The sequence below is a fragment of the Aliihoeflea sp. 40Bstr573 genome (assembly GCF_024105655.1).
Lineage (GTDB): Bacteria > Pseudomonadota > Alphaproteobacteria > Rhizobiales > Rhizobiaceae > Aliihoeflea.
The window spans coordinates 12,124-32,470 of record NZ_JAAAMH010000007.1; the positions used below are offsets into that span (position 1 = coordinate 12,124).

Below are 20,347 nucleotides of genomic sequence, written 5' to 3' on the forward strand. Positions count from 1 at the left end.
ATGAATTTTAGAGAGTCACGATTCACCATTTAGCGATTTAGAAAGTATTTTGACTTGCGACTCTGCAATCGTGGATGATATTAACCCGGCGTTAACCGTCGCTCCCAGGGGCACGGGGGGCAATTTTGGGCGGGGGAGGGTCTCCCGCGGGTCAAGGCGTCAGGGAGACAAGACATGTCACGAACTAAACTTTTGGCGGGCGTCGCAATGATCGCCCTCACCGGCGCGGCGCACGCGCAGACGACGACCGAAGAGGGCAACAGCGCCTTCGTCGGCCAGCGCGACCGCAGCAACTATGCGTATCTGTCGCAGTTCGGCAGCAACGACGCGTTCGTCTATCAGTACGGACAGCAGAACGTCTTCACGCCGCTGCCGACGAATGGCGAAGGCGGTGACGCGCAGGTCGGCTCCAACACGCTCGGCGTGATGCAGCGCGGCAGCCTCAACTTCATCGGCGACAACTTCCTGCAGAAGGGGAGCAACATCGCCGGCATCGCCCAGTTCGGCGAGGGCAACATCGTCAACAAGTTCCTGCAGACCGGCCAGAACCGTGGCGCGATCTTCCAGGGCGGTTATGCCAACCTGGCGCAGAGCGAGCAGACCGGCACCGGCAACGATACCGGCATCATCCAGTTGAATGGCAACGATTCGGCCGAGGGCAACTACGCATTCAGCAGCCAGCTCGACGGCACCAATGTTGAGGCGACCAACTCGTTTGCGGGCATCATCCAGGGCGGAACGACCAACGTCGCCACCAACGCGCAGAGCCAGCAGACCGGCTCGGACGCAACCATCGTGCAGGCCGGCGCACGCAACGTCGCCGCGAACACCCAGAAGATCGACATCTACAACCAGGCCTCGACGATCTCGCAGTATGACATCGGCCAGGACAACGAGGCTGGCATCGTGCAGGTCGGCAGCGACAACGTCGCCGCCAACAGCCAGGATTCGAGCACGCGCGGCAGCGTCGGCATCATTCAGGGCGGCGAACGCAACGACGCGTTCAACTTGCACACCGGCGGCACCGCCCACATTGCGGCGATCGCCCAGTTCGGCGACGACAACACCGCCACGAACCTGAGCCGTGACGGCACCGGCAACGCGGCCACCACACTCCAGATCGGCGACGACAATATCGCCACGAACAATTCGAAGGACGGCTTCGGCGACGTCGCCGGCATCGTCCAGCTCGGCGAAACCAACACCGCCTTCAACAACCAGGTCGGCGCCGACAATCTTTCGCCGGGCACGAACGCTTCGGCCCTCATCGTCCAGGACGGCGCGGGCAACATTGCGGCCAACCAGCAGACCGGCCAGGTCGATGGCGGCAACAATTCGGCCGGCACGCTCCAGGTCGGCGATCTCAACCAGGGATACAACACCCAGTCCGCCGGCGTGGACAATGCCGCAGGCATCGCGCAGTTCGGCGACGGCAATACCGGCGTCAATACGCAGACCGGCGGTTCCGACGCGACGGCCCTGATCATCCAGGGCGGCTCGGGCAATGTCGGCGTCAATACGCAGACCAATGTCGATCCGACCTCGGCCACCATTCTCCAGCTCGGCTCCGGCAACACCGGCGTCAACACGCAAACCGACGTCGTCAATTCCAGCGCGCTGATCGTGCAGTACGGCGAAGGCTCCGCCGACAATCTGGGCGCCAACACCCAGACGGACGTGACCGGCAGCTCGGCCAACATCATTCAGGGCAATGACGGCGGCGCGCTCAACCAGGCCTTCAATACGCAGGTCGACGTGACGAGCTCGGCAGCCTGGATCGCCCAGTTCGGCTCGGGCAATACGGGCGCGAACACGCAGCAGGCCGGTAGCGCGGGCGTCGATGCGGCGATCCTGCAGGTTGGCGACGGGAATGTTGCCAGCAACACGCAGGGTTCAGAAGTTGCGTATGCGGGCGCAAGCTTTACCGCGGACCTGAATAACTATTCGGGTGGTCTGGCAGGGCCGTTGTATGAACTCAACTGGCGATATCGAACTGACTACCTTGCCTCCAGCTTTGCCGGCGGTCTTGCTTCGGTGCGCGCCGAAAATTCTAATGCTGCTGTAGTTCAGGTCGGCGACGTAAACGTTGCATCGAACACCCAACTTGGCCACTACACACCTGGGACCGGTGCATCGCAAGGGTACACGAAATTCGAGTGGAAGAAGATTGGTACCAGGCAAATCGGAACTGTTCCATTATTCGGCTGGCCCATCTACGGCGATGACTACGATTGGGTTCAGACTGAAAGTGTAGCGGCTGTCGACAATGCTCCTGGCACCGTAATCCCAACCGTCGACTCCAACGCCATCATCGGTCAGTTCGGCGACGGCAACCTCGCTTCCAACCAGCAGATCGCGACCAACGGCGCCGATGCCGCTTCGGTCCAGATCGGCGACGGCAACGACGCCTTCAACGTCCAGACGCTGTCGGCGGACTCCAACGCGGCGAACCTGCAGATCGGCGACGACAATCTCGCCGCCAACAGCCAGACCGCTACCTCGGGCGCCAATGCGGCCAACGTTCAGGTCGGCGACGACAACATCGCCGGCAACACGCAGACCGCACTCACGACCGACTCGAACGCGATGAACGTTCAGGTTGGCGACCTCAACACCGGCTCGAACTTGCAGACGGCCACGCTCGGTTCGGATGCAGCGAACGTCCAGGTCGGTGACGACAACGATGCCGGCAACGTCCAGACCGCAACCGAGGCGGCGACCGCCGTCAACGTGCAGGTCGGCGACGACAATTTGGCGAGCAATCTCCAGGCCGGCGTGACCGATGCGCTCGCTGTCAACGTGCAGATCGGCGACGGCAACACGGCGAGCAACGCGCAGCAGAATGGCAGCTCCGCAGTCGCGGCTCTCATCGTGCAGGACGGCAACGGCAACAATGCCGCCAACGTCCAGGGCGTCGAGACGGTGACCCTGGAAGTGCTCGATATCCCCGTCAACACGGCAAACTCGCCTGCAACATTGTCGGCAGCCGCGATCGTCCAGTCGGGTGATGGCAACACGGCAACCAACATCCAGGGCGGTTCCGTCGAAGTCACGAACATTCCGGGCATCTTGGAAGTCAACCTTCCCGGCCCAGTCGCGGCGTCTGTTGCAGGCATCGCGCAGTTCGGTGACGGCAACACGGCATCGACCTTCCAGCTCGCCAGCGTCGGCGCAATCTCCGGCACCGTTCAGATCGGCGACCTGAACACGGCGTCGACGGTGCAGTCGCTCGTTGCCGGCGTGGCGGCTGCCACGGTGCAGGACGGGACGAGCAACACCGCCTCGACCCTGCAGACGACCTCCGCGCTCTCCGTTGCCGGAACGATCCAGAGCGGGACGGGCAACGCGGCCGGCACCACCCAGCAGAACGGTTCGGGCAACAACGCCCTCACCATTCAGCAGGGCAATGCGAACTCCGCCACGACGCTGCAGATCGCCAGCGTGGGCAGCAACTCGCTGACCGTCCAGAATGCCGACAATTCCGGTGCTCTGGTCTCGCAGACGGGCAATGCTCAGAACTCCGCGGTCTATCAGTCCGGTGCCTACAGCTATGCGCTGGTGAACCAGATCGACAGCGGCAACTCTTCGCTGGTCGTTCAGCAGGGCACCGGCTCCAATGCCACAGAAGCCAACTTCGCATCGGTCGCGCAGTCGGGCTCCGCGAACAGCTCCTTCGTCGGCCAGTACGGGCGCGGCAACGTCGCCGTGGTCTCGCAGTCGAACGGGAACTGATGATCTGGCGGGGCGTCGCGAGGCGCCCCGCCATTCTTTTCGAAATCCGGGAGGCTCGCATGATCGGCAAATCGCTCATCGCAACGGGTCTCCTCCTTTTCTCCAGCGCAAGCGAAGCTTCGATGAACGGCCAGACGATCGACGGCGACATCCTCGACCCACGCATCGCCGCATGCGGCGTGACGGTCGACGGCAATGGCGGCGTGTTCCTGCGGCCCTTCATCGAAACCTCGCACGAACTGGCCGGCACCTACCGCTTCGCCATCTCCAGCTGGTCGGGCTCCAACTCGAACACGACCAGCCAGGCGAACCGGTTTTCCGGAGGGACGCTCGGCTCGAGCGTGGTCGGAATCGGGCGGGCCTCCAAGGTCTCGATCGACCTCGAGGTGACGGAAGCGAACGGCGCGGCGCTCTGCCGCGTGAAGACGGACATCGATCTCGACGAGGGCGCGATCCGGCTGTGAGGCGCGGATCGGGGCAACAGGGGACTGGCACATGACGAGCTGGACGAAACGACTTGCAGGCGCAATGGCCGCGCTGGCCCTGTCGGTGGGCATTGCCGCGGCGACGGAAATCCGCATCGTCAACGAGGCGGACTATGGCGGTGCGCGCGCGGAGGCGGTCGTCTCCAGCCTGATGCAGCCGATCAACCCGTTCGTCGCCGGGCAGGCCGGCAACACGACCTCGATCGCGCAGATCGGCACCGGCCATTCGGTCAATTCGTCGATCGAGGGGCATTCCAGCGCCTCGCTGATCGCGCAGGAAGGCACACGCAATCGCGCGGTTCAGGCGATAGAGGGCAGCAATTCGGCGCTGCTCCTCGTCCAGTCGGGCACCAGCAACAACGTCCTGCAGGCGAGCCGCGGCGACAACAACTTCCAGCTCGTCGGCGTGTCGGGCAGCAACAACGATGTCGGTTACGTGCAGGTGGGCAACAATCTTGCCGGCGTCCTCGACGTGCGCAATTCGCACAACACAACCGTCGTCGCGTTCCAGACCAATCAGTCGCGCAACTTCCTGATGCCGACGGGCATCAGTGGGCTGAATAACGTCGCCGTCGTGATTGTGCCCGGCAAGATGTATGTGCTACCGAAGAGATAATCTGTCCACCGGCTGTATTGCGCCGTTGTTCTTGTTCCGGAGGATTCTCAAATGAAGGTTTTGGCTGCCGCTCTTCTTGCTGGCGCTGTGCTTGCCGGCGGCGCCGCCCAGGCATCCGAGCTCGTCTATCGGCCGATCAACCCGTCGCTCGGCGGCGATCCGCTGAATGGAAACTGGCTCCTGTCGCAGGCGACGGCGCAGACCGAAGGCGGCGGCTCGCCGGGCTTCTCGATCGACTTCCCGGATTTCGGCGGCGTCGCGCAGCCCGATCCGGATCTCGTCGAGCAGCCCGAGGTCGATCCCGCCGGCACCGGCGACTGACGCCTGCGGGCCGGCCGTCCGCTTGAGCGCGATCAGCGCTGGCGGATGATCGCGACGTTGCCGTTGCCCTGCTGCGAAACCATCGCCTGGTGACCGATCCCGCGCTGCGTGATCGAGGCGACGTTGTTGAGGCCGATCTGCTGGATCAGGCCGACATTGCGGCTGCCGAACTGGCTGACCGTGCCCTGGTTGCCGCTGCCCTGCTGCCAGACGAGGCCGAGATTTCCCGGGCCGCTCGGCTGCAAGGCGGGCATCTGCATGGCGAGTTCGACGATCGGCTGCATCAGCTCGCTGGTCGTCATCCGCACGGAAGCGGACGTCGGCGCGATCTGCTGGATATAGGCCGGCGAAGTGAAACTTTGGGCACCAGCCTTGGTGCTAAGGGCGATCAACAAAATGACTGAAATCAGCGCTCTATTCATCTCTGTTCTCCGATACAGAGAAAGAGTAGCAGATCGAAATCTAAAATGACGTGAACGTGAATGGTTTACGTCAGGTTTAGATATGTCTCTATTTATTCTGATAACTGCTGATCCTTATCGCGGCAGGCCATCCTGACGCAGATCAATTCGCACGCCCGGTTCGCTATTTCAATCGCTTTTCGGCGTGGTGGATCATGAACAGAAGTTCCTTCCGAGACTTTTTCACACGACGTGACGGCCTCATCAAACATTAAGCGATCGAAATCCGTCATGGCCAAAACCCCCGGAGGCTGCCATGAAGTACAGCGCAATGTTGAACAGCTGTACGTTAGTGCTTGATGTCCTCCAACCTGCCAAGCCGAAACAGTCCGCCACGCCCGGCCAGGTGACGCAAAATGTTTACGAGATCGGCCATTTGCCGGTCGGCCAGTCTCCAGGGGAGAGTTGTCATTGAAAGTGGTGATGGCGTCTTTTTCGGTTGGCTGCGTTCGCGCGCCTTCGAGAATTAAGTCGCAGCCGCACAGATAATCTCCTCGAAATTTACGCCCCGTACGTGTTTGCCTGTATGGTAGGTGCCGCAGTTCGTAGGCTAGCCCGTCGATGAGATAACGCAACAGTTCCTCAGCGGCGACGGCACCGGGGTCCTGACGAACTTCTGTTCTTCGGAGATCAGGAGTTTTCAACGCAATAGCTTTCGTGATGTTGAATGGGGCCCGCAAGGCGTTCTCGGGCTTCTCGGCTCGCACAGGTTCTAGCTTCTGGTGTTAGTCGAAGATTGCGTCGACGACCTGACGCGGCATATTGGTGAGTAGGAGAAGGAAAGGCTGGATAGAATGTCCAACGCGCTGCGCATCGCCATCGGCCGGTTCGGGCGGGTGGCTCTTCTCGACATGGACAGGCCGTTGGTCCGCCACGCGCACCCGCATTGCCACGTGCTGCTGAAGGTCGAGGGGGCGGACACGCAGTTTTCGGTGCGCGACCGCACTGTGCTCCTGACCGACGAAAGCGCCGTGCTGATCAACGCCTGGGAGCCGCATGCCTACGCGCATGATCTTTCACGGCCGAAGACGGTGATCCTGGCGCTCTACATCGAACCCCAATGGTTGGAACATTTCCGCAAGAACTGGGGTGCCAGCCATGCGCCGGACTTCTTCGAGTCGGCGGTTGGCTCGATCACGCCGAATATCAGGCGGCTTGCCCGCGAGCTGGCAGAGGCAATGGTGCATGCACCGCAAGCCGCCGCATTGCACGAGGACATGCTCGGCCGGCTGATGATCACGGTCATCGAGCGTTTTACCGCTTGGCGCGGCGTGCCTCAGTCGATCAGCGCGATGGCCGTGCGCGAGCCGTCCGATTTCCGCATCCGCAAGGCCGTCATGCTGATGAAGGAGAGCCCCGGCACGATCTCGGACATGGACACGCTGGCGGCCGATGTGGGCATGTCGCGGGCGCATTTCTTCCGACAGTTCGAAAGTGTCATGCGCGTCAGCCCCCGCGTCTATCTCAACGTTCAGCGGCTCGAACGCGCCGTGAGCGCCGTCTCGGACGGACAAGAGACCTTCGCCGACATCGGCGAGCGGCTCGGCTTTTCGGTTCCGGCGCATTTTTCGCGCTTCTTCCACGATCACGCCGGGTCGTCGCCGAGCGTGTTCCGCTCCGTGACGCGTCTCGCTGGGCCGCAATTTGAGACTCCTCGGTAAGTCATGAGACACGCCGGTATCGCCGGTTAGGCTCAATGGCTGTTCCTTCCGTAAATGGTGCTGCTTCCAACGCACGCGCCAGGGAGGAAATGCCATGAACGAGCACACGCGGCCGAAAAGCCTCGTCGGAAAGTCGGTCGAACGCGTGGAAGATGCGAGCCTGCTCAAAGGCCGCGGGCGCTTTATCGACGATCTTCCGACACGCCGTGATACTGCGCATGCTGCATTCCTGCGCTCGCCGCATGCCCATGCCGAAATCCGCGCCATCGATACCGAAAAGGCCAGGGCCCATCCCGGTGTGTATGCGGTACTGACCGGCGAAGAGGTCGCAAATCTGACCAACAGCCTCGTCGTCGGAGTGAAGGCTGATGTCGAATGCTGGCCGATGGCGCGAGACCGCGTCCGCTATGTCGGCGAGCCGGTCGTGCTGGTGGTGGCGGAAAGCCGCTATGTCGCCGAAGACGCGCTGGACCTTGTGGAGGTCACCTACGAGACGTTGCCTCCCGTGATCGAGCCGCGCGCGGCTCTGCTCGACGACGCGCCGGTGCTCCACCCCTCGCTTGGTACGAACCTGATCAACGAACGCGCGTTCCGCTACGGCGACCCGGACGCTGCTTTCGCGGTCGCCGCGCACCGGATCGCGATCACCACCGCCTATCCGCGCAATTCCTGCACGCCGATCGAGACCTATGGCGTGATCGCCGAATACGACCCCGGCGAAGACGCCTACGACGTCACGGCGAACTTCCAGGGGCCTTTCTCCATCCATGCGGTTCTCTCGCGCGCGCTCAAAGTGCCGGGCAACCGCATGCGGCTGCGCACCCCGCCGGATTCGGGCGGCTCCTTCGGCGTCAAGCAGGGCGTCTTTCCCTATGTCGTGCTTGTCGCCATCGCCGCGCGCGTCGCCAATCGGCCGGTCAAGTGGATCGAGGATCGCCTGGAGCACCTGACCGCTTCAGTCTCGGCAACCAACCGGGTGACGACGTTGGAAGCGGCGGTGGAATCCGACGGGCGGATCACGGCGCTTTCCTGGGACCAGATCGAGGATTGCGGCGCACATCTGCGGGCGCCCGAGCCGGCGACGCTCTACCGGATGCACGGCAACATGACCGGTGCTTACGCGATCGAGAACGTCACCATCCGCAATCGGGTCGTTCTGACCAACAAGACACCGACAGGCCTCAACAGGGGTTTCGGCGGCCCCCAGATCTATTTCCCGCTGGAACGTCTGGTCCACAAGATCGCCGACGAACTCGGGCTCGACCGGCTTGACGTGATTCGCAAGAACCTGGTGCCGAGTGACGCCTTTCCCTACCGCACGGCGACAGGTGCCCTGCTCGATTCCGGCGACTACCAGTCGGCGCTCGACCGTGCCGTCACCGAAGGCGGGCTCGACGAACTGATCGCCCGGCGCGACGCGGCCCGCGCCGAAGGCCGGCTCTACGGCATCGGCTTCACCGCCGCGGTGGAACCGAGCGTCTCGAACATGGGCTACATCACCACCGTCTTGACGCCGGAAGCACGCGCCAAGGCCGGGCTGAAGAACGGCGCGCAGGCCGTGGCGACGGTCGGGATCGATCCGCTCGGATCCGTCACCGTCAAGGTCGCATCGGTGCCGCAGGGGCAAGGCCACCGCACGGTGCTCGCGCAGGTCGTCGCCGACCGGCTGGGGCTGCCGCTCAGCGCGGTTCGGGTCAACACCGAGCTCGACACCAACCGGGACGCCTGGTCGATCGCATCGGGCAATTATGCAAGCCGCTTTGCCCCGGCCGTCGCCGGGACCGCAAAACTCGCGGCAGACAGTCTGCGCGGTCGGCTGGCGACCATTGCCGCAGCTCAGCTCAACGTCACCGCCGAACAGGTCGAATTCGCCGACGGCAAGGTGTTCGACAGCGGCAACCCCGACAATTCCGTCTCCTTCGCGCGTGTTGCCGCGGCCAGCCACTGGGCTCCGGGCACCGTGCCGGAAGGCACCGGGCAGACGATCCGCGAGACCGTGTTCTGGACGCCCGATGAACTGACCGCGCCGACGCCGCAGGACGGGATCAATTCGTCCCTCTGCCATGGCTTCATCTTCGATTTCTGCGGCGTGGAAATCGACCGCGATACCGGCGCGGCGCGCATCGACCGCTACGTGACCATGCATGATTGCGGCACGATCCTTCATCCCGGCATGGTGGACGGCCAGGTACGCGGCGGCTTTGCCCAGGCGCTCGGTGCCGCACTCTACGAAGAATATGCCTATGGCGCGGACGGGGCCTTCCTGACCGGCACGCTCGCCGACTATCTGATCCCGACCGTGCTGGAGACGCCGGAGCCGGTCATCCTTCATTTCGAGAGCCCGTCGCCCTTCACGCCGCTCGGCGCAAAAGGTGTCGGCGAAGGCAACTGCATGTCGACGCCGGTCTGCATCGCCAACGCCATCGCCGATGCGACCAGTGTCGAGGACCTGACGCTGCCGCTCTCGCCGAGCAAGATTTCGGCCCTGATCCACGGCGAGGAGAAGCCCTCGGCAAAGCCGAAACGCGACGTCAAGCCGATGAAGGCGCGCGCGGGCGAGCGGACGCTTTCTGGCGAAGGGTCCGCTGAGGTTTCCGCCCCGCGTGAAGAGATTTGGGCGATGCTGCTCGATCCCAAGACGCTGGAAGCGATCATTCCTGGCGCCCACAAGGTCGAAAAGATCTCCGACACCCAATTCCGCGCCGACGTCACGTTGGGTGTCGGTCCGGTCAAGGGGCGCTACCGGGCCGATATCACCCTGTCGGACATGGTTGAACCGGAAGCGGTGACGCTTTCCGGCGGCACCGAAGGGGCGCTCGGGTCTGGACGCGGACAGGGTCGCATCACGCTGACCAAGACAGAGACTGGCACCCGGGTCTCCTACAGCTACGAAGCCGGTATAGGCGGCAAGGTGGCCTCCGTCGGCGGGCGCCTGCTCGATGGTGCGGCGCGGGTGGTCATCGGCCAGTTCTTCCAGTCGCTTGCCCGGTATGCCGGGCGCGGCAAGGCCGCCAAGTCCGCTTCGTCCGGCATCTTGGCGCGACTTCGATCGCTCCTGGGGAGGCGCGCATGAAGCCCGCAGCTTTTGACTACCTTCAGGCCGCAACGCTCGACGAGGCCCTGGACCTGCTGCACGAGGCAGGCGGCGATGCCCGTGTCATCGCCGGAGGCCAGTCGCTGGTGCCGATGCTCAACATGCGCCTCGCCCGGCCAGCGGTTCTCGTCGACATCATGGGCATCGATGATCTGCGCAAGATCGAGGCCAGCGCCAACGACATCAGGATCGGCGCAGGCGTGCGTCAGGCGCAGCTCGAAGCATGGCCGAACCTTTCCGCCCGGTTGCCGCTCGTAGCGATGGCCCTGCCTTGGCTCGGCCATGTCCAGACCCGCGCGCGGGGCACGGTCTGCGGCTCGCTCGCCCATGCAGATCCGAGCGCGGAGCTGCCGTTGTCGCTGATCGCGCTTCAGGGAAGTCTGCACCTGCGCACGAAACGCAAGCGGCGCACGGTTGCAGCCGACGATTTCTTCCTCGGCATGATGGCGACCGAGCTTGGCGAAGGCGAAATGATCGAAGCGGTGTCGTTCCCCACCCGCCGCGAGGGCACCGGATACGGCTTCAATGAAATCGGGCGTCGCCACGGCGATTTCGCCATCACGGCGGTGGCCGCAGTCGTCACCGAGCGATCCGCATCGATCGCCATTGCCGGCGTGGACGACCGGCCGCGGCGCTTCGACGTACCGTTGCCGAGCGATCCCGGCCTCGATGATGCGCTGAACGAGATCGCCTGGGACCTCAACGCCCGCGACGACATTCACGCTTCGGCCAGCTACCGGCGCGAACTCACACGGCGACTTGGCCGCAGGACGATCGAGGAGGCTGCCGCATGTCTCGTCTGAAAGCCCATCAGAAAAGGACCGTCGCCTTCCGGCTCAACGGTCTTCCCGTCAGAGCCGAGGCGGAAAGCCGGACGCTTCTGAGCGACTTCATCCGCCATGAGATCGGCATGACCGGCACGCATGTCGGCTGCGAGCACGGCGTGTGCGGCGCATGCACGATCCAGGTCGATGGAGCGCCGGCGCGTGCCTGCCTGATGCTCGCCGTTCAGGCGGAAGGAACCGACATCCGCACCGTCGAAGCGTTATCGCCCGGCGAAGCTCGGCTGTCCGCGCTTCAGGCCGCGTTCAAACGCCATCACGGCCTGCAATGCGGCTTCTGCACGCCTGGCATCCTGATGTCACTCGATGCGCTGATCGGCGCACGGCCCGACGCAGGACGCGAGGAGGTGCGCGACCATCTTTCCGGTCACCTGTGCCGGTGCACCGGATACGCGACAATCGTGGAGGCCGCTCTTTCGGCCCTCGATGACATCCGCAGGGAGGAGGCTAACGGCAATGTTTGATTTGGGAACGAGTTTTGTGGCGAGCGTGGATCGCGATCCACATGCGCTCGCCATCGTGGACGGCGACACGCGCCTGACTTATGGCGAATGGTACGAGCGCATTTCGGCACTTGTCGCCGGTCTTGGGGAAATGGGGCTGCGGCGTGGCGACCACGTTTTGACGGCGATGCAGAACCGCTGGGAGAACGCCTCGCTTCATTGGGCGTGCCAGTTCGTCGGCATCATCGTCACGCCTTTGAACTGGCGCGCCAAGGCTGACGAGGTGGATCACGGCATTGCCGATTCCGGCGCCAAGGCCGTGTTCTACGAGGAAGTGACCGAGGAAGCCGTCGCCAACTCGGCGAAAGCCGCCGGTCTCGCCAAGAAATCGGCCACCGAACTTGCGGCAATGATGCAGGCGCACGCACCGCTCGCCGTGCCGCAGGCATCGGCCGACGACTGGTCGCTGATGCTCTACACCTCCGGCACCACGTCCCGGCCGAAGGGCGTGCCGCGCCGCCATCGCGCCGAACGCGCCGGGGCGCTCGCCCATGTGGCGCAGAACCTTTATCGCCTTGGCGAACGCACGCTCGGCGTCATGCCGCTCTATCACACGATGGGGGTACGCTCGCTGATCGCATCCTCGCTGATCGGCGGCGCGTTCATCTGCCTCCCGCGCTTCGACGCCGGCAAGGCGATCGACCTGATCGAGGCCGAAGGGATAACCAACCTCTATCTGGTGCCGACGCTCTATCACGACGTCGTCTACCACGAAGGTTTCTCGCCGCAGCGCGTGAAGTCGGTGACCAAGCTTGGCTATGCAGGCGCATCGATGACGGATGGACTGCTGCGCAAGCTCGACGACGCCTTCAAGCCGGAACTGTTCGTGAACCATTACGGCTCCTCCGAGATCTACACGTTCACCATCGATCAGAAAGCAGCGTCAAAGCCCGGATCGGCGGGACGCGCCGGCATCAACCAGATGATCCGGGTCGCGAAGCTGAACGCGGCAAGCCCCGACGAACTTGCCGAACCCGGCGAGGAAGGCGAAATCATCGCGCTCGCCAAGAGCGACGAGGCCTTCGAAGGTTACTGGAACAGGCCTGAATCGACCGAAAAGGCCCTGCGCAAGGGCTGGTACTTCACCGGCGACACCGGCTTCTTCGACAAGGATGGCGATCTGTTCGTCACGGGCCGCGCCGACGACATGATCATCACCGGCGGCGAGAACGTCTCGCCCGTCGAGGTGGAAAGCTGCCTGTCGCTGCATGACAACGTCGCCGAAGTTGCCGTGGTCGGCCTTCCCGACGAGCGCTGGGGCAAGATCGTCACCGCCTTCGTCAAGCGCCGCGGCGACGTGACGGTCGAGGAGCTCGACCAGCACTGCAAGACCTCGGGCCTTGCCAATTTCCGCCGGCCCCGCCGCATCGTCTTCGTCGAGGACATTCCCAAGTCGCCCGTCGGAAAGATTCTGCGCCGAATGCTCGTCGCCGGCGATTACCGCGAAGAACAACGCACCCCCGAAAACCAATAAGCACTCCGCCTGATGAACAGAAGGACTTCCGACATGGCAGAAAAAGCCACTTTTGACGACAAGCGTCTTGCAGACCTCGACGGCTTCACCGTCGTCATCGACGCTGAGCGTCAACGAGCCGACATCACGCTCGACCGGCCGCCCTACAATGTCGTCTCGATGATGGCGCGCGACCAGCTCCGCCTCGTCTTCGAAGCGCTCGACGAGGACGATCGCGTGCGCATCATCGTCGTCACAGGCGCAGGCGATCACTTCTCTTCCGGGGGCAACATCAAGGGCTTCCTCGAGGCGAGCCCGGAGCACGTCTCCAAGCTCGCCTGGAACATCGCCGCGCCGGCGCGCTGCTCCAAGCCGGTGATTGCGGCCAATCGCGGCTATTGTTTCGGGGTCGGCTTCGAACTGTCGCTCGCCTGCGATTTCCGCATCGCGACCGACACCACGCGCTATGCGCTGCCCGAGCAGAAGCTCGGCCAGATTCCCGGCTCGGGCGGCTCGGCCCGCCTCCAGAAGATGGTCGGGGTCACGCGCACCAAGAACATCGTCATGCGCTCCATGCGCATCACCGGACAGCAGGCCTATGACTGGGGCATCGCCTCCGACGTCGTCGCCGACACCGATCTGGAAAAGGCCGTCGATGCCCTGGTCGAGGAGTTGATCGCTTTCTCGCCGATCGCCCAGCGCACCGCCAAGAAGCTCTTGAACGACACCGACGATGCGCTGCTCACCACCGCGATCGAACTGGAAGGGCATTGCTACAGCCGCCTTCGCCAGTCCGAAGATTTCCGCGAAGGGGTCAACGCCTTTCACGAAAAGCGAGCCGCCGTCTTCGTCGGTCGCTGAAACCAAAGCCGGGCCCCGCAAGGGTCCGGCATTTTTTTCACCGGGCCGCACCAGGGGGCGCGGCCGTCAATGGGAGGAATTTCAATGAATACGGACGCCAGACATATCATCGAGCCGGCTCCCGGCTTTGCTTCAGGGCTGCGGGACCTGCCGAAATATCTTACCGTAAAGTCCTTTAGTGCCGGTCTCGTCGCCGCGATCTTCGGCTGCTCCGGCCCGGCGCTCATCGTGATCGGCGCCGCCAATGACGGCGGCCTGACCAACGGCCAGACGGTGGCATGGCTGTTCGCCATCTATTTCCTCGGAGGACTGATCAGCCTGTTCCTGGCGCTGCGTTACAAGCAGCCGATCACCGGCGCCTATTCGATCCCCGGCGCCGCGATGGTCGCCGGCTCGCTCGCCACTTTCTCCTTCGACCAGGCTGTCGGCGCCTTCATCATGGCTGGCGCGATCGTGTTCTTTCTCGGCATCTCGGGCCTGATCGGCAAAGTGATGCGCTGGATTCCGATGCCGATCGTCATGGCCATGATCGCCGGTGCATTGATGCGCTTTGCGACCGGCGCAGTCGGCTCGCTCGGTACCGCACCGCTGATCGCAGGCGCGGCCATTATCGCCTTCTTCGTGTCGATGCGCATGACCAAGACGATACCGCCGGTGCTCGCCGCCCTCGTCGCCGGCCTCGTCGCTGCATTCGCAACCGGTTCGGTCGGTGCTGCGGCAACCGATATTGCCTTCGTGTTCCCCGAATTCACCGCACCGACCTTTACCATCGACGCGTTTCTGGCGATCGCCGTGCCGCTGGCGCTGCTCGTCATCGGCGCCGAGAATGCACAGGCAACGGGCGTGCTGATGGCCGAAGGCTACAAGCCGCCGATCAACATGATGACCGTGATTTCTGGCGTCGGCGGCGTTGCTGCAGGCCTGCTCGGCGGTCACAATGCCAACATCGCCGGACCGATGACCGCGATCTGCTCTTCCGAGCAGGCGGGCGAGAACAAGGAAGGCCGCTATGCCGCGACCGTGGTGAACGGCGTTCTGTTCGGTACCTTCGGTATCGTGGCGGGCGCGGCCGTGCCGATCGTCATGTCGCTGCCCGGCGCACTGATCGGGACCGTTGCGGGGCTGGCCATGATCGGCGTGCTTCTCGCAGCGCTACAGAATGCTTTCGGACGGTCGTTCGGCAATCAGACCGGCGCCTTCGTCGCGCTTGCCGTGTCGCTCTCCAACGTGTCGCTGCTCGGGATCAGTGCGCCATTCTGGGCTCTTGTGGCAGGCGTCGTGGTATCGGCGGTCGTGGAACGGCACGCTTTGACGGCCGCGAGAGCAAGCCCGGCCAGCGCTAGCTAAGGCGCGGCGCCTCGCAAAATCGCGCTCGGCTCCCAGGAGCCGAGCGCTCGTTTCTTGCAGTGGAAAGAGACGATCCGGCGGCAGGACGTCTGGGACGACCTCGCAATTGCACTCGCTCCCCTGCCCTGAGCATCGAATTCGCAAGCGAGCGCCGCTCACGGGATATCGACGTTCGGATCAGGCCGCGCGGGCCGCCGCCTTGCCGTTGCGCGCCATCAGCGCGCGGGCACGTTCCAGGCTCTGCGGCTGCTCGTTGCGGTAACGCGGCCCGATTTCCATCATCAGGACCGTATCGGGCAGGAATTCCAGCTCGGCGAAGATGTCATCCCAGTCGATGTCGCCCCAACCGAGCGGCATGTGCAGATCGCCGATGCCGAGCGCGTTGTTCTCCTGGACGAAGAACGGTTTGTAGGAAGCCTGCGGGCGGCCGAAGGAATCATGGACGTGCAGGTGTCCGGCGACCCGCGCCATGGCCCGAAGCTCGTCGCGGAAGTCGAGGCCGCGATAGGTTGCCTCGATATAGGCGTGGCTGAAATCGATCAGCGCGACGAGGTTGGGATGGTTGACCGCCGCCACCGTCTCGGCCACCTGCGACGGCGTCTGGCGGTACTGGCCCTGCTCGGCGGTGAAGATGTTCTCGAAGGCGATGCGCACGCCATAGGGCTTGCAGAACTCGGCGAGTTCATGAAGCGCGTCGCGCTCGCGGCGGTCGGCATCGGCCCGCTCGTGGACCTGGTCGGGGCGCAGATGACCGCCATGCTGGACGAGAATGCCCGCGCCAATTCGATCGCAAAGCTGCGCCAACGCCTCGGCGGCGGCGAGTTGGTAGCCACAGGTCGCCGGGTCCATGAAGTTCGACGAGACGAGACCGTGCACCGTGTAGCGGAAATCGAACTGGCTCGTCAGCTTGGCAAGACGGTCTGCCCGCTCGGGGATGATGCGGCCTCCCGCGATGAGGTCGAGGCTCGTCAGCGCGAGTTCCACCGTGTCGACGCCGATGCCGGCAAGGCGGCGTAGATCCTTTTCGAGGCTGTCGAGCTCGCCGTCGACGGACCCGGAATTGAAGCCCGTGGCAATGATGTTGGACATGTCGGTTCTCCTTTTGAAGGTTGATGTGGATTTCAGCGAACAGTCGGGTCGAGCTTGTCGCGCAACCAGTCGCCGACCAGCGAGATCGAGAGCGTCGTCAGCATGATGATCATCGCGGGGGCGAGCATGATCCAGGGTGCGGTGGTCAGGTATTCGCGCCCGAACCCGACCATGTTGCCGAGGCTCGACTGGGGCGGCTGCACGCCGAGCCCGAGGAAGGACAGCCCGCTTTCCATCAAGATGATCTCGGGAAAGGTCAGCGTCATCGAGACGATCAGCGTCGAGGCAATGTTCGGCAGGATGTGGCGGAAGTAGACCCGCATGGGCGTTGCGCCGAGTTGCACGACCGCCGATGCATAACCCTGCGCGCTAGCGGAGATCGCAAGTCCGCGCGCGATGCGGGCATAGCGCTCCCAGCCGTAGAAGCCCATCAGGCAGACAAGAAGCCACATGGACGAGCCGAAGAAGGCGAGCAGCGCCAGGGACATGATGAGAAACGGCAATGCCGCCTGGAAATCGGCGAGCGCCAGGACCAGATGCTCGACGACGCCGCGGAACTTGGCGGCGGCAAAGCCTAGCGCCGTACCGAAGACGGCCGACAGGATGGTCGCACCGAAGGCGATGACCAGGGAGATGCGGATGGACTGGAGAAGGCGCGAAAGGACATCGCGGCCAAGCTCGTCGGTGCCGAGCCAGTGTGTCGGATGGCCCGGGCCGACGAGGCGGCTCGAAAGGTCCATCGCAGTAATGCCGTAGGGCCGCAATACGTCTGCGAAGATCGCGATGAAGACCATTGCGGCGAGCCAGATGATGCCGAGGCCAACGCTGAACGGCGCCGCGTTCCGCGTGCGCAGGAGAAGCCGTTCGGCAAAGCCGCGTCCACGTTGGGCAGTGGCGGTGTCGATCACGGTCATGACGCGCTCCTCAATGTGCCGCCTGCGAACGCAGGCGCGGGTCGAGCCAGCCATAGAGGAGGTCGACGATCAGGTTGGAGACCACCATGGCCGAGGCGATCATGAGGAGGATGCACTGCACGACGGGCAGGTCGCGGTTGGTGACGGAGACGACGAGCAGACGCCCGATGCCGGGCCAGGAGAAGATCGATTCCACCACCACGGCGCCGGCGATCAGCGAGCCGACCATGAAGCCGACGATGGTGACGATCGGCACCGCCGCGTTCGGCAGCGCATGGCGCCACACGACGTCCCGCCAGGCCATCCCCTTGGCCGAGGCGGTGCGCACGTAGGGCTGGCCCATCACTTCGATCATCGCGCTGCGCGAAAACCGCGCCAGTATGCCGATGCCGCCGATGCTCATCGTGAGCGCCGGCAGGATGGCATGCTGCCAGCTTCCATAACCGCCCGAAGGCAGGATGGCGAACGTCACCGCGAAGACCAGGACGAGCAGCAGGCCGAGCACGAAGGAGGGCACGGTGAACCCCAGAACCGACAGGAAGATCACGCCGCGATCGGTCGCGCTTTGCCGGTGCAAGGCGGCGTAGACGCCGGCGGGAATGCCAATGGCAAGCTGGAGCACAAGCGCGGGAACGGTGAGCTGCAGCGTCGATGGAATGCGCTCGAGAACGAGCCTGGCTGCCGGCATGCCGTCACGCATCGAAGTGCCGAAATCGCCCGTAAGGATGGAACGGATATAGGCGAGGTATTGCATCCAAAGCGGCTGGTCGAGGCCCCACCGGCTGCGGAACGCCTCGATCGCGCTCGTCGGCACGTCCGGACCGAGCATCACCTGCGCCGGATCGCCGGAAAGCCGCAGCACCACGAAAGCGAAGGTCATGACGGCGAAGATCGTGACTATCGCGCGCACGAGCCTCGAGAGTACGAAGTTGATCATCGCTTCCCCTATGCGGCAACGGAGGTGGGCTCGGGCGAGACCATGTGGCAGGCTGCACTCCGGTTCGGGCCAACCCAGCGCAGGGGCGGTGTCTCGGCGCGGCAAACGGCGGCGGCGAGCGGGCAGCGCGGATGAAACGGACAGCCGGACGGACGGTCGGCCGGGTTCGGCGGTTCGCCCTGCAGTATGGTGCGGTCCTTCAGGCGCTGACCCGACACCGGCACGCTGGAGACCAGCGCCTTCGTGTAGGGATGGCGCGGCGCGCGGAAAAGGACGTTCGAGGTCGCCTCTTCGACGATGTGGCCGAGATACATGACGGCGACGCGGTCGGCGATGTTGCGCACGACCTTGAGGTCGTGGCTGATGAAGATCATCGCGATGCCGCTCTCCTCCTGCAGGTCGCGCAGCATGTTGACGACCTGTGCCTGGATCGACACGTCGAGCGCGGCGACCGGCTCGTCACAGACCAAGAGCTGCGGCCGCGAGGCCAGGGCGCGGGCGATGACGGCGCGCTGGCGCTGGCCGCCGGAAAGCTCGTGCGGAAAGCGTTCCGCCTGGTCGGGGCGCAGACCGACGGCGGCCATCAGCTCCGCAACACATGTTTCACGCTCAGCCGAGCCGGCGAGCTTGTGGATCTCCAGCGGCTCGCCGATCTGGCTGGCGATCGGCAGGCGTTTGTCGAGAGCGGCCAGCGGGTCCTGATAGACGAGCTGCATGCGGGCGCGAAGCGCGCGCCACTCAGCCGTCCCAAGGCGCGGCATCGGCTTGCCGTCGAACCTCACCTCGCCTGCCTGCGCCGGGTCGATGCCGAGCAGCATCCGGCCGAGGGTCGACTTGCCCGAACCCGATTCCCCGACGATGCCCAGCGTCTCGCCTGGCATCACCTTCAGGGATACGCCGTCGACGGCGCGCGTGTCGGTCGCTTTCGAAAACAGCCTCTTGCGGCTGTGGTAAATCCTGACCAGATCGCTGGCCTCGATCAGTGGCGCGCTCAAAGCGCCGCCTCCAGCACCCTTGCCGGTTTCCGGCCTTGTTGCGGAACCGGGACAGGGTTGCGACAGGCGAGCAGCCGTCCGTTAGTGTCGGCCGTCAGTTCCGGAACGCCGCTGCCGCACGCGTCCATGGCGCGCGAGCAGCGCGGCGAGAACGCGCAGCCCGTGGGCATCGCCTTCGGGTTCGGCACGGTGCCGGGAATGGGGATCAGCCGGCTTCGCGGTCCGTCGATCTGCGGGATCGCGTCGAAGAGGCCGCGCGTATATGGATGACGCGGATGGGCGAACAGCTCGTCGATCCCGCCCGCTTCGACGATCCGCCCCGAATACATCACGCACACCCGGTCGCAGACCTGCGAGACCGCGCCGAGATCGTGGCTGATGAAGACCGTCGCCATCCCCGTCTCCGCACGGATGTCGGCAAGAAGATCGAGGATCTGCGCCTGAATCGTTGCGTCCAGCGCGGTCGTCGGCTCATCCGCGATCAAGAGGTCCGGTTGGCCTGCAAGCGCCATCGCGATCATCAGCCGCTGGCACTGGCCGCCGGAAAATTCGTGCGGGAACAGGTCGAAGCGCCCGCGCGCATCGGGAATGCCGACCATATCGAGAAGGCGCAGCGCTTCCGTCCGCGCCGCCGCGCCGCCAAGGCCGCGATGGATCGACAGCGCCTCGACGATCTGGCGGCCGACGCGCAGCACCGGGTTGAGCGAACTCGACGGGTCCTGGAAGATCATCGCGATCTTTCCACCGCGGATACCCTCCAACGCGGCGCGCGGCTGGCCGAGCATTTCGCGCCCCTCGACCTTGACCGAGCCGGTCACGGTCGCCTTGCCGGGCAGCAGTCCGAGTGCCGCCAGCCAGGTGACGGACTTGCCGCAGCCCGATTCGCCGACGAGCCCGAGCGCCTCGCCCGGCGCGACATCAAGATCGATGCCATGCAGGACGGTGGTTCCGTCGAATGCGACCTTGAGGTCGCACAATTCCACGAGATTGGATCGCATCGCGTTCTTCATCCCTCGAACAGGTGGTTCGTATCGCA

17 protein-coding genes are annotated in these 20,347 nt (G+C 64.3%); 11 read left to right on the plus strand and 6 right to left on the minus strand.

Going from position 1 to position 20,347, the window contains the following annotated elements; all coding sequences use genetic code 11:
- The first annotated feature begins 174 nt into the window (after nucleotides 1-174).
- The 4 genes from GTK01_RS10495 to GTK01_RS10510 are packed head-to-tail and all read left to right on the plus strand — an operon-like array spanning nucleotide 175 to nucleotide 5,154.
- Complete coding sequence (locus GTK01_RS10495; protein WP_252925840.1) at nucleotides 175-3,732, plus strand: hypothetical protein; 3,558 nt, start codon at nucleotides 175-177, stop codon at nucleotides 3,730-3,732.
- A 59-nt stretch (nucleotides 3,733-3,791) separates the two neighbouring features.
- A complete protein-coding gene (csgH, locus tag GTK01_RS10500) occupies nucleotides 3,792-4,196 on the plus strand; it encodes a curli-like amyloid fiber formation chaperone CsgH (protein ID WP_252925841.1) in 405 nt (134 codons plus the stop codon).
- A 31-nt stretch (nucleotides 4,197-4,227) separates the two neighbouring features.
- The gene (locus GTK01_RS10505) at nucleotides 4,228-4,833 is read left to right on the plus strand and encodes a hypothetical protein (protein WP_252925842.1); all 606 of its coding nucleotides are present in this window, start codon (nucleotides 4,228-4,230) and stop codon (nucleotides 4,831-4,833) included.
- 51 nt (nucleotides 4,834-4,884) lie between these two features.
- Nucleotides 4,885-5,154: a curli assembly protein CsgF gene (locus tag GTK01_RS10510; protein WP_252925843.1), complete on the plus strand. Its 270-nt coding sequence runs from the start codon at nucleotides 4,885-4,887 to the stop codon at nucleotides 5,152-5,154.
- A 32-nt stretch (nucleotides 5,155-5,186) separates the two neighbouring features.
- Here the strand turns inward: GTK01_RS10510 and GTK01_RS10515 are convergent, their stop codons facing one another.
- On the minus strand, nucleotides 5,187-5,576 hold the full coding sequence (locus GTK01_RS10515; protein WP_252925844.1) for a hypothetical protein: 390 nt from the start codon (nucleotides 5,574-5,576) through the stop codon (nucleotides 5,187-5,189).
- An 833-nt stretch (nucleotides 5,577-6,409) separates the two neighbouring features.
- Between GTK01_RS10515 and GTK01_RS10520 the strand changes: the two genes are divergently transcribed.
- From GTK01_RS10520 to GTK01_RS10550, 7 genes are all read left to right on the plus strand, one after another.
- The gene (locus tag GTK01_RS10520; protein ID WP_252925845.1) at nucleotides 6,410-7,276 is read left to right on the plus strand and encodes an AraC family transcriptional regulator; all 867 of its coding nucleotides are present in this window, start codon (nucleotides 6,410-6,412) and stop codon (nucleotides 7,274-7,276) included.
- A 94-nt stretch (nucleotides 7,277-7,370) separates the two neighbouring features.
- Nucleotides 7,371-10,349, plus strand: coding sequence for a molybdopterin cofactor-binding domain-containing protein (locus GTK01_RS10525; RefSeq protein ID WP_252925846.1), 2,979 nt, complete (start codon nucleotides 7,371-7,373; stop codon nucleotides 10,347-10,349).
- Nucleotides 10,346-11,173, plus strand: a complete 828-nt coding sequence (locus GTK01_RS10530; RefSeq protein ID WP_252925847.1) for a xanthine dehydrogenase family protein subunit M — start codon at nucleotides 10,346-10,348, stop codon at nucleotides 11,171-11,173. The genes GTK01_RS10525 and GTK01_RS10530 overlap by 4 nt, the downstream gene beginning before the upstream one ends.
- Nucleotides 11,161-11,676: a (2Fe-2S)-binding protein gene (locus tag GTK01_RS10535; RefSeq protein ID WP_252925848.1), complete on the plus strand. Its 516-nt coding sequence runs from the start codon at nucleotides 11,161-11,163 to the stop codon at nucleotides 11,674-11,676. The genes GTK01_RS10530 and GTK01_RS10535 overlap by 13 nt, the downstream gene beginning before the upstream one ends.
- Complete coding sequence (locus GTK01_RS10540) at nucleotides 11,669-13,189, plus strand: AMP-binding protein (protein ID WP_252925849.1); 1,521 nt, start codon at nucleotides 11,669-11,671, stop codon at nucleotides 13,187-13,189. The genes GTK01_RS10535 and GTK01_RS10540 overlap by 8 nt, the downstream gene beginning before the upstream one ends.
- Nucleotides 13,190-13,222: 33 nt before the next feature.
- Complete coding sequence (locus GTK01_RS10545) at nucleotides 13,223-14,029, plus strand: enoyl-CoA hydratase/isomerase family protein (RefSeq protein ID WP_252925850.1); 807 nt, start codon at nucleotides 13,223-13,225, stop codon at nucleotides 14,027-14,029.
- Between the two features lie 84 nt (nucleotides 14,030-14,113).
- Nucleotides 14,114-15,376: a benzoate/H(+) symporter BenE family transporter gene (locus GTK01_RS10550; RefSeq protein ID WP_252925851.1), complete on the plus strand. Its 1,263-nt coding sequence runs from the start codon at nucleotides 14,114-14,116 to the stop codon at nucleotides 15,374-15,376.
- Nucleotides 15,377-15,553: 177 nt separating this feature from the next.
- Here GTK01_RS10550 and GTK01_RS10555 read toward each other — a convergent pair whose 3' ends face one another.
- The 5 genes from GTK01_RS10555 to GTK01_RS10575 are packed head-to-tail and all read right to left on the minus strand — an operon-like array spanning nucleotide 15,554 to nucleotide 20,309.
- The gene (locus tag GTK01_RS10555; protein WP_252925852.1) at nucleotides 15,554-16,465 is read right to left on the minus strand and encodes a TIM barrel protein; all 912 of its coding nucleotides are present in this window, start codon (nucleotides 16,463-16,465) and stop codon (nucleotides 15,554-15,556) included.
- 32 nt (nucleotides 16,466-16,497) lie between these two features.
- Complete coding sequence (locus tag GTK01_RS10560; RefSeq protein ID WP_252925853.1) at nucleotides 16,498-17,379, minus strand: ABC transporter permease; 882 nt, start codon at nucleotides 17,377-17,379, stop codon at nucleotides 16,498-16,500.
- Between the two features lie 10 nt (nucleotides 17,380-17,389).
- Nucleotides 17,390-18,316 carry an ABC transporter permease gene (locus GTK01_RS10565; RefSeq protein ID WP_252925854.1) on the minus strand — a complete coding sequence of 309 codons (927 nt, stop codon included), beginning with the start codon at nucleotides 18,314-18,316 and terminating at the stop codon, nucleotides 17,390-17,392.
- 8 nt (nucleotides 18,317-18,324) lie between these two features.
- Nucleotides 18,325-19,311 (minus strand): ABC transporter ATP-binding protein, encoded by a 987-nt coding sequence (locus GTK01_RS10570; RefSeq protein WP_252925855.1) that lies wholly within the window; start codon nucleotides 19,309-19,311, stop codon nucleotides 18,325-18,327.
- Nucleotides 19,308-20,309 (minus strand): ABC transporter ATP-binding protein, encoded by a 1,002-nt coding sequence (locus GTK01_RS10575; RefSeq protein ID WP_252925856.1) that lies wholly within the window; start codon nucleotides 20,307-20,309, stop codon nucleotides 19,308-19,310. Before GTK01_RS10575 ends, GTK01_RS10570 begins: the two co-directional genes overlap by 4 nt.
- Nucleotides 20,310-20,347 lie beyond the last annotated feature (38 nt).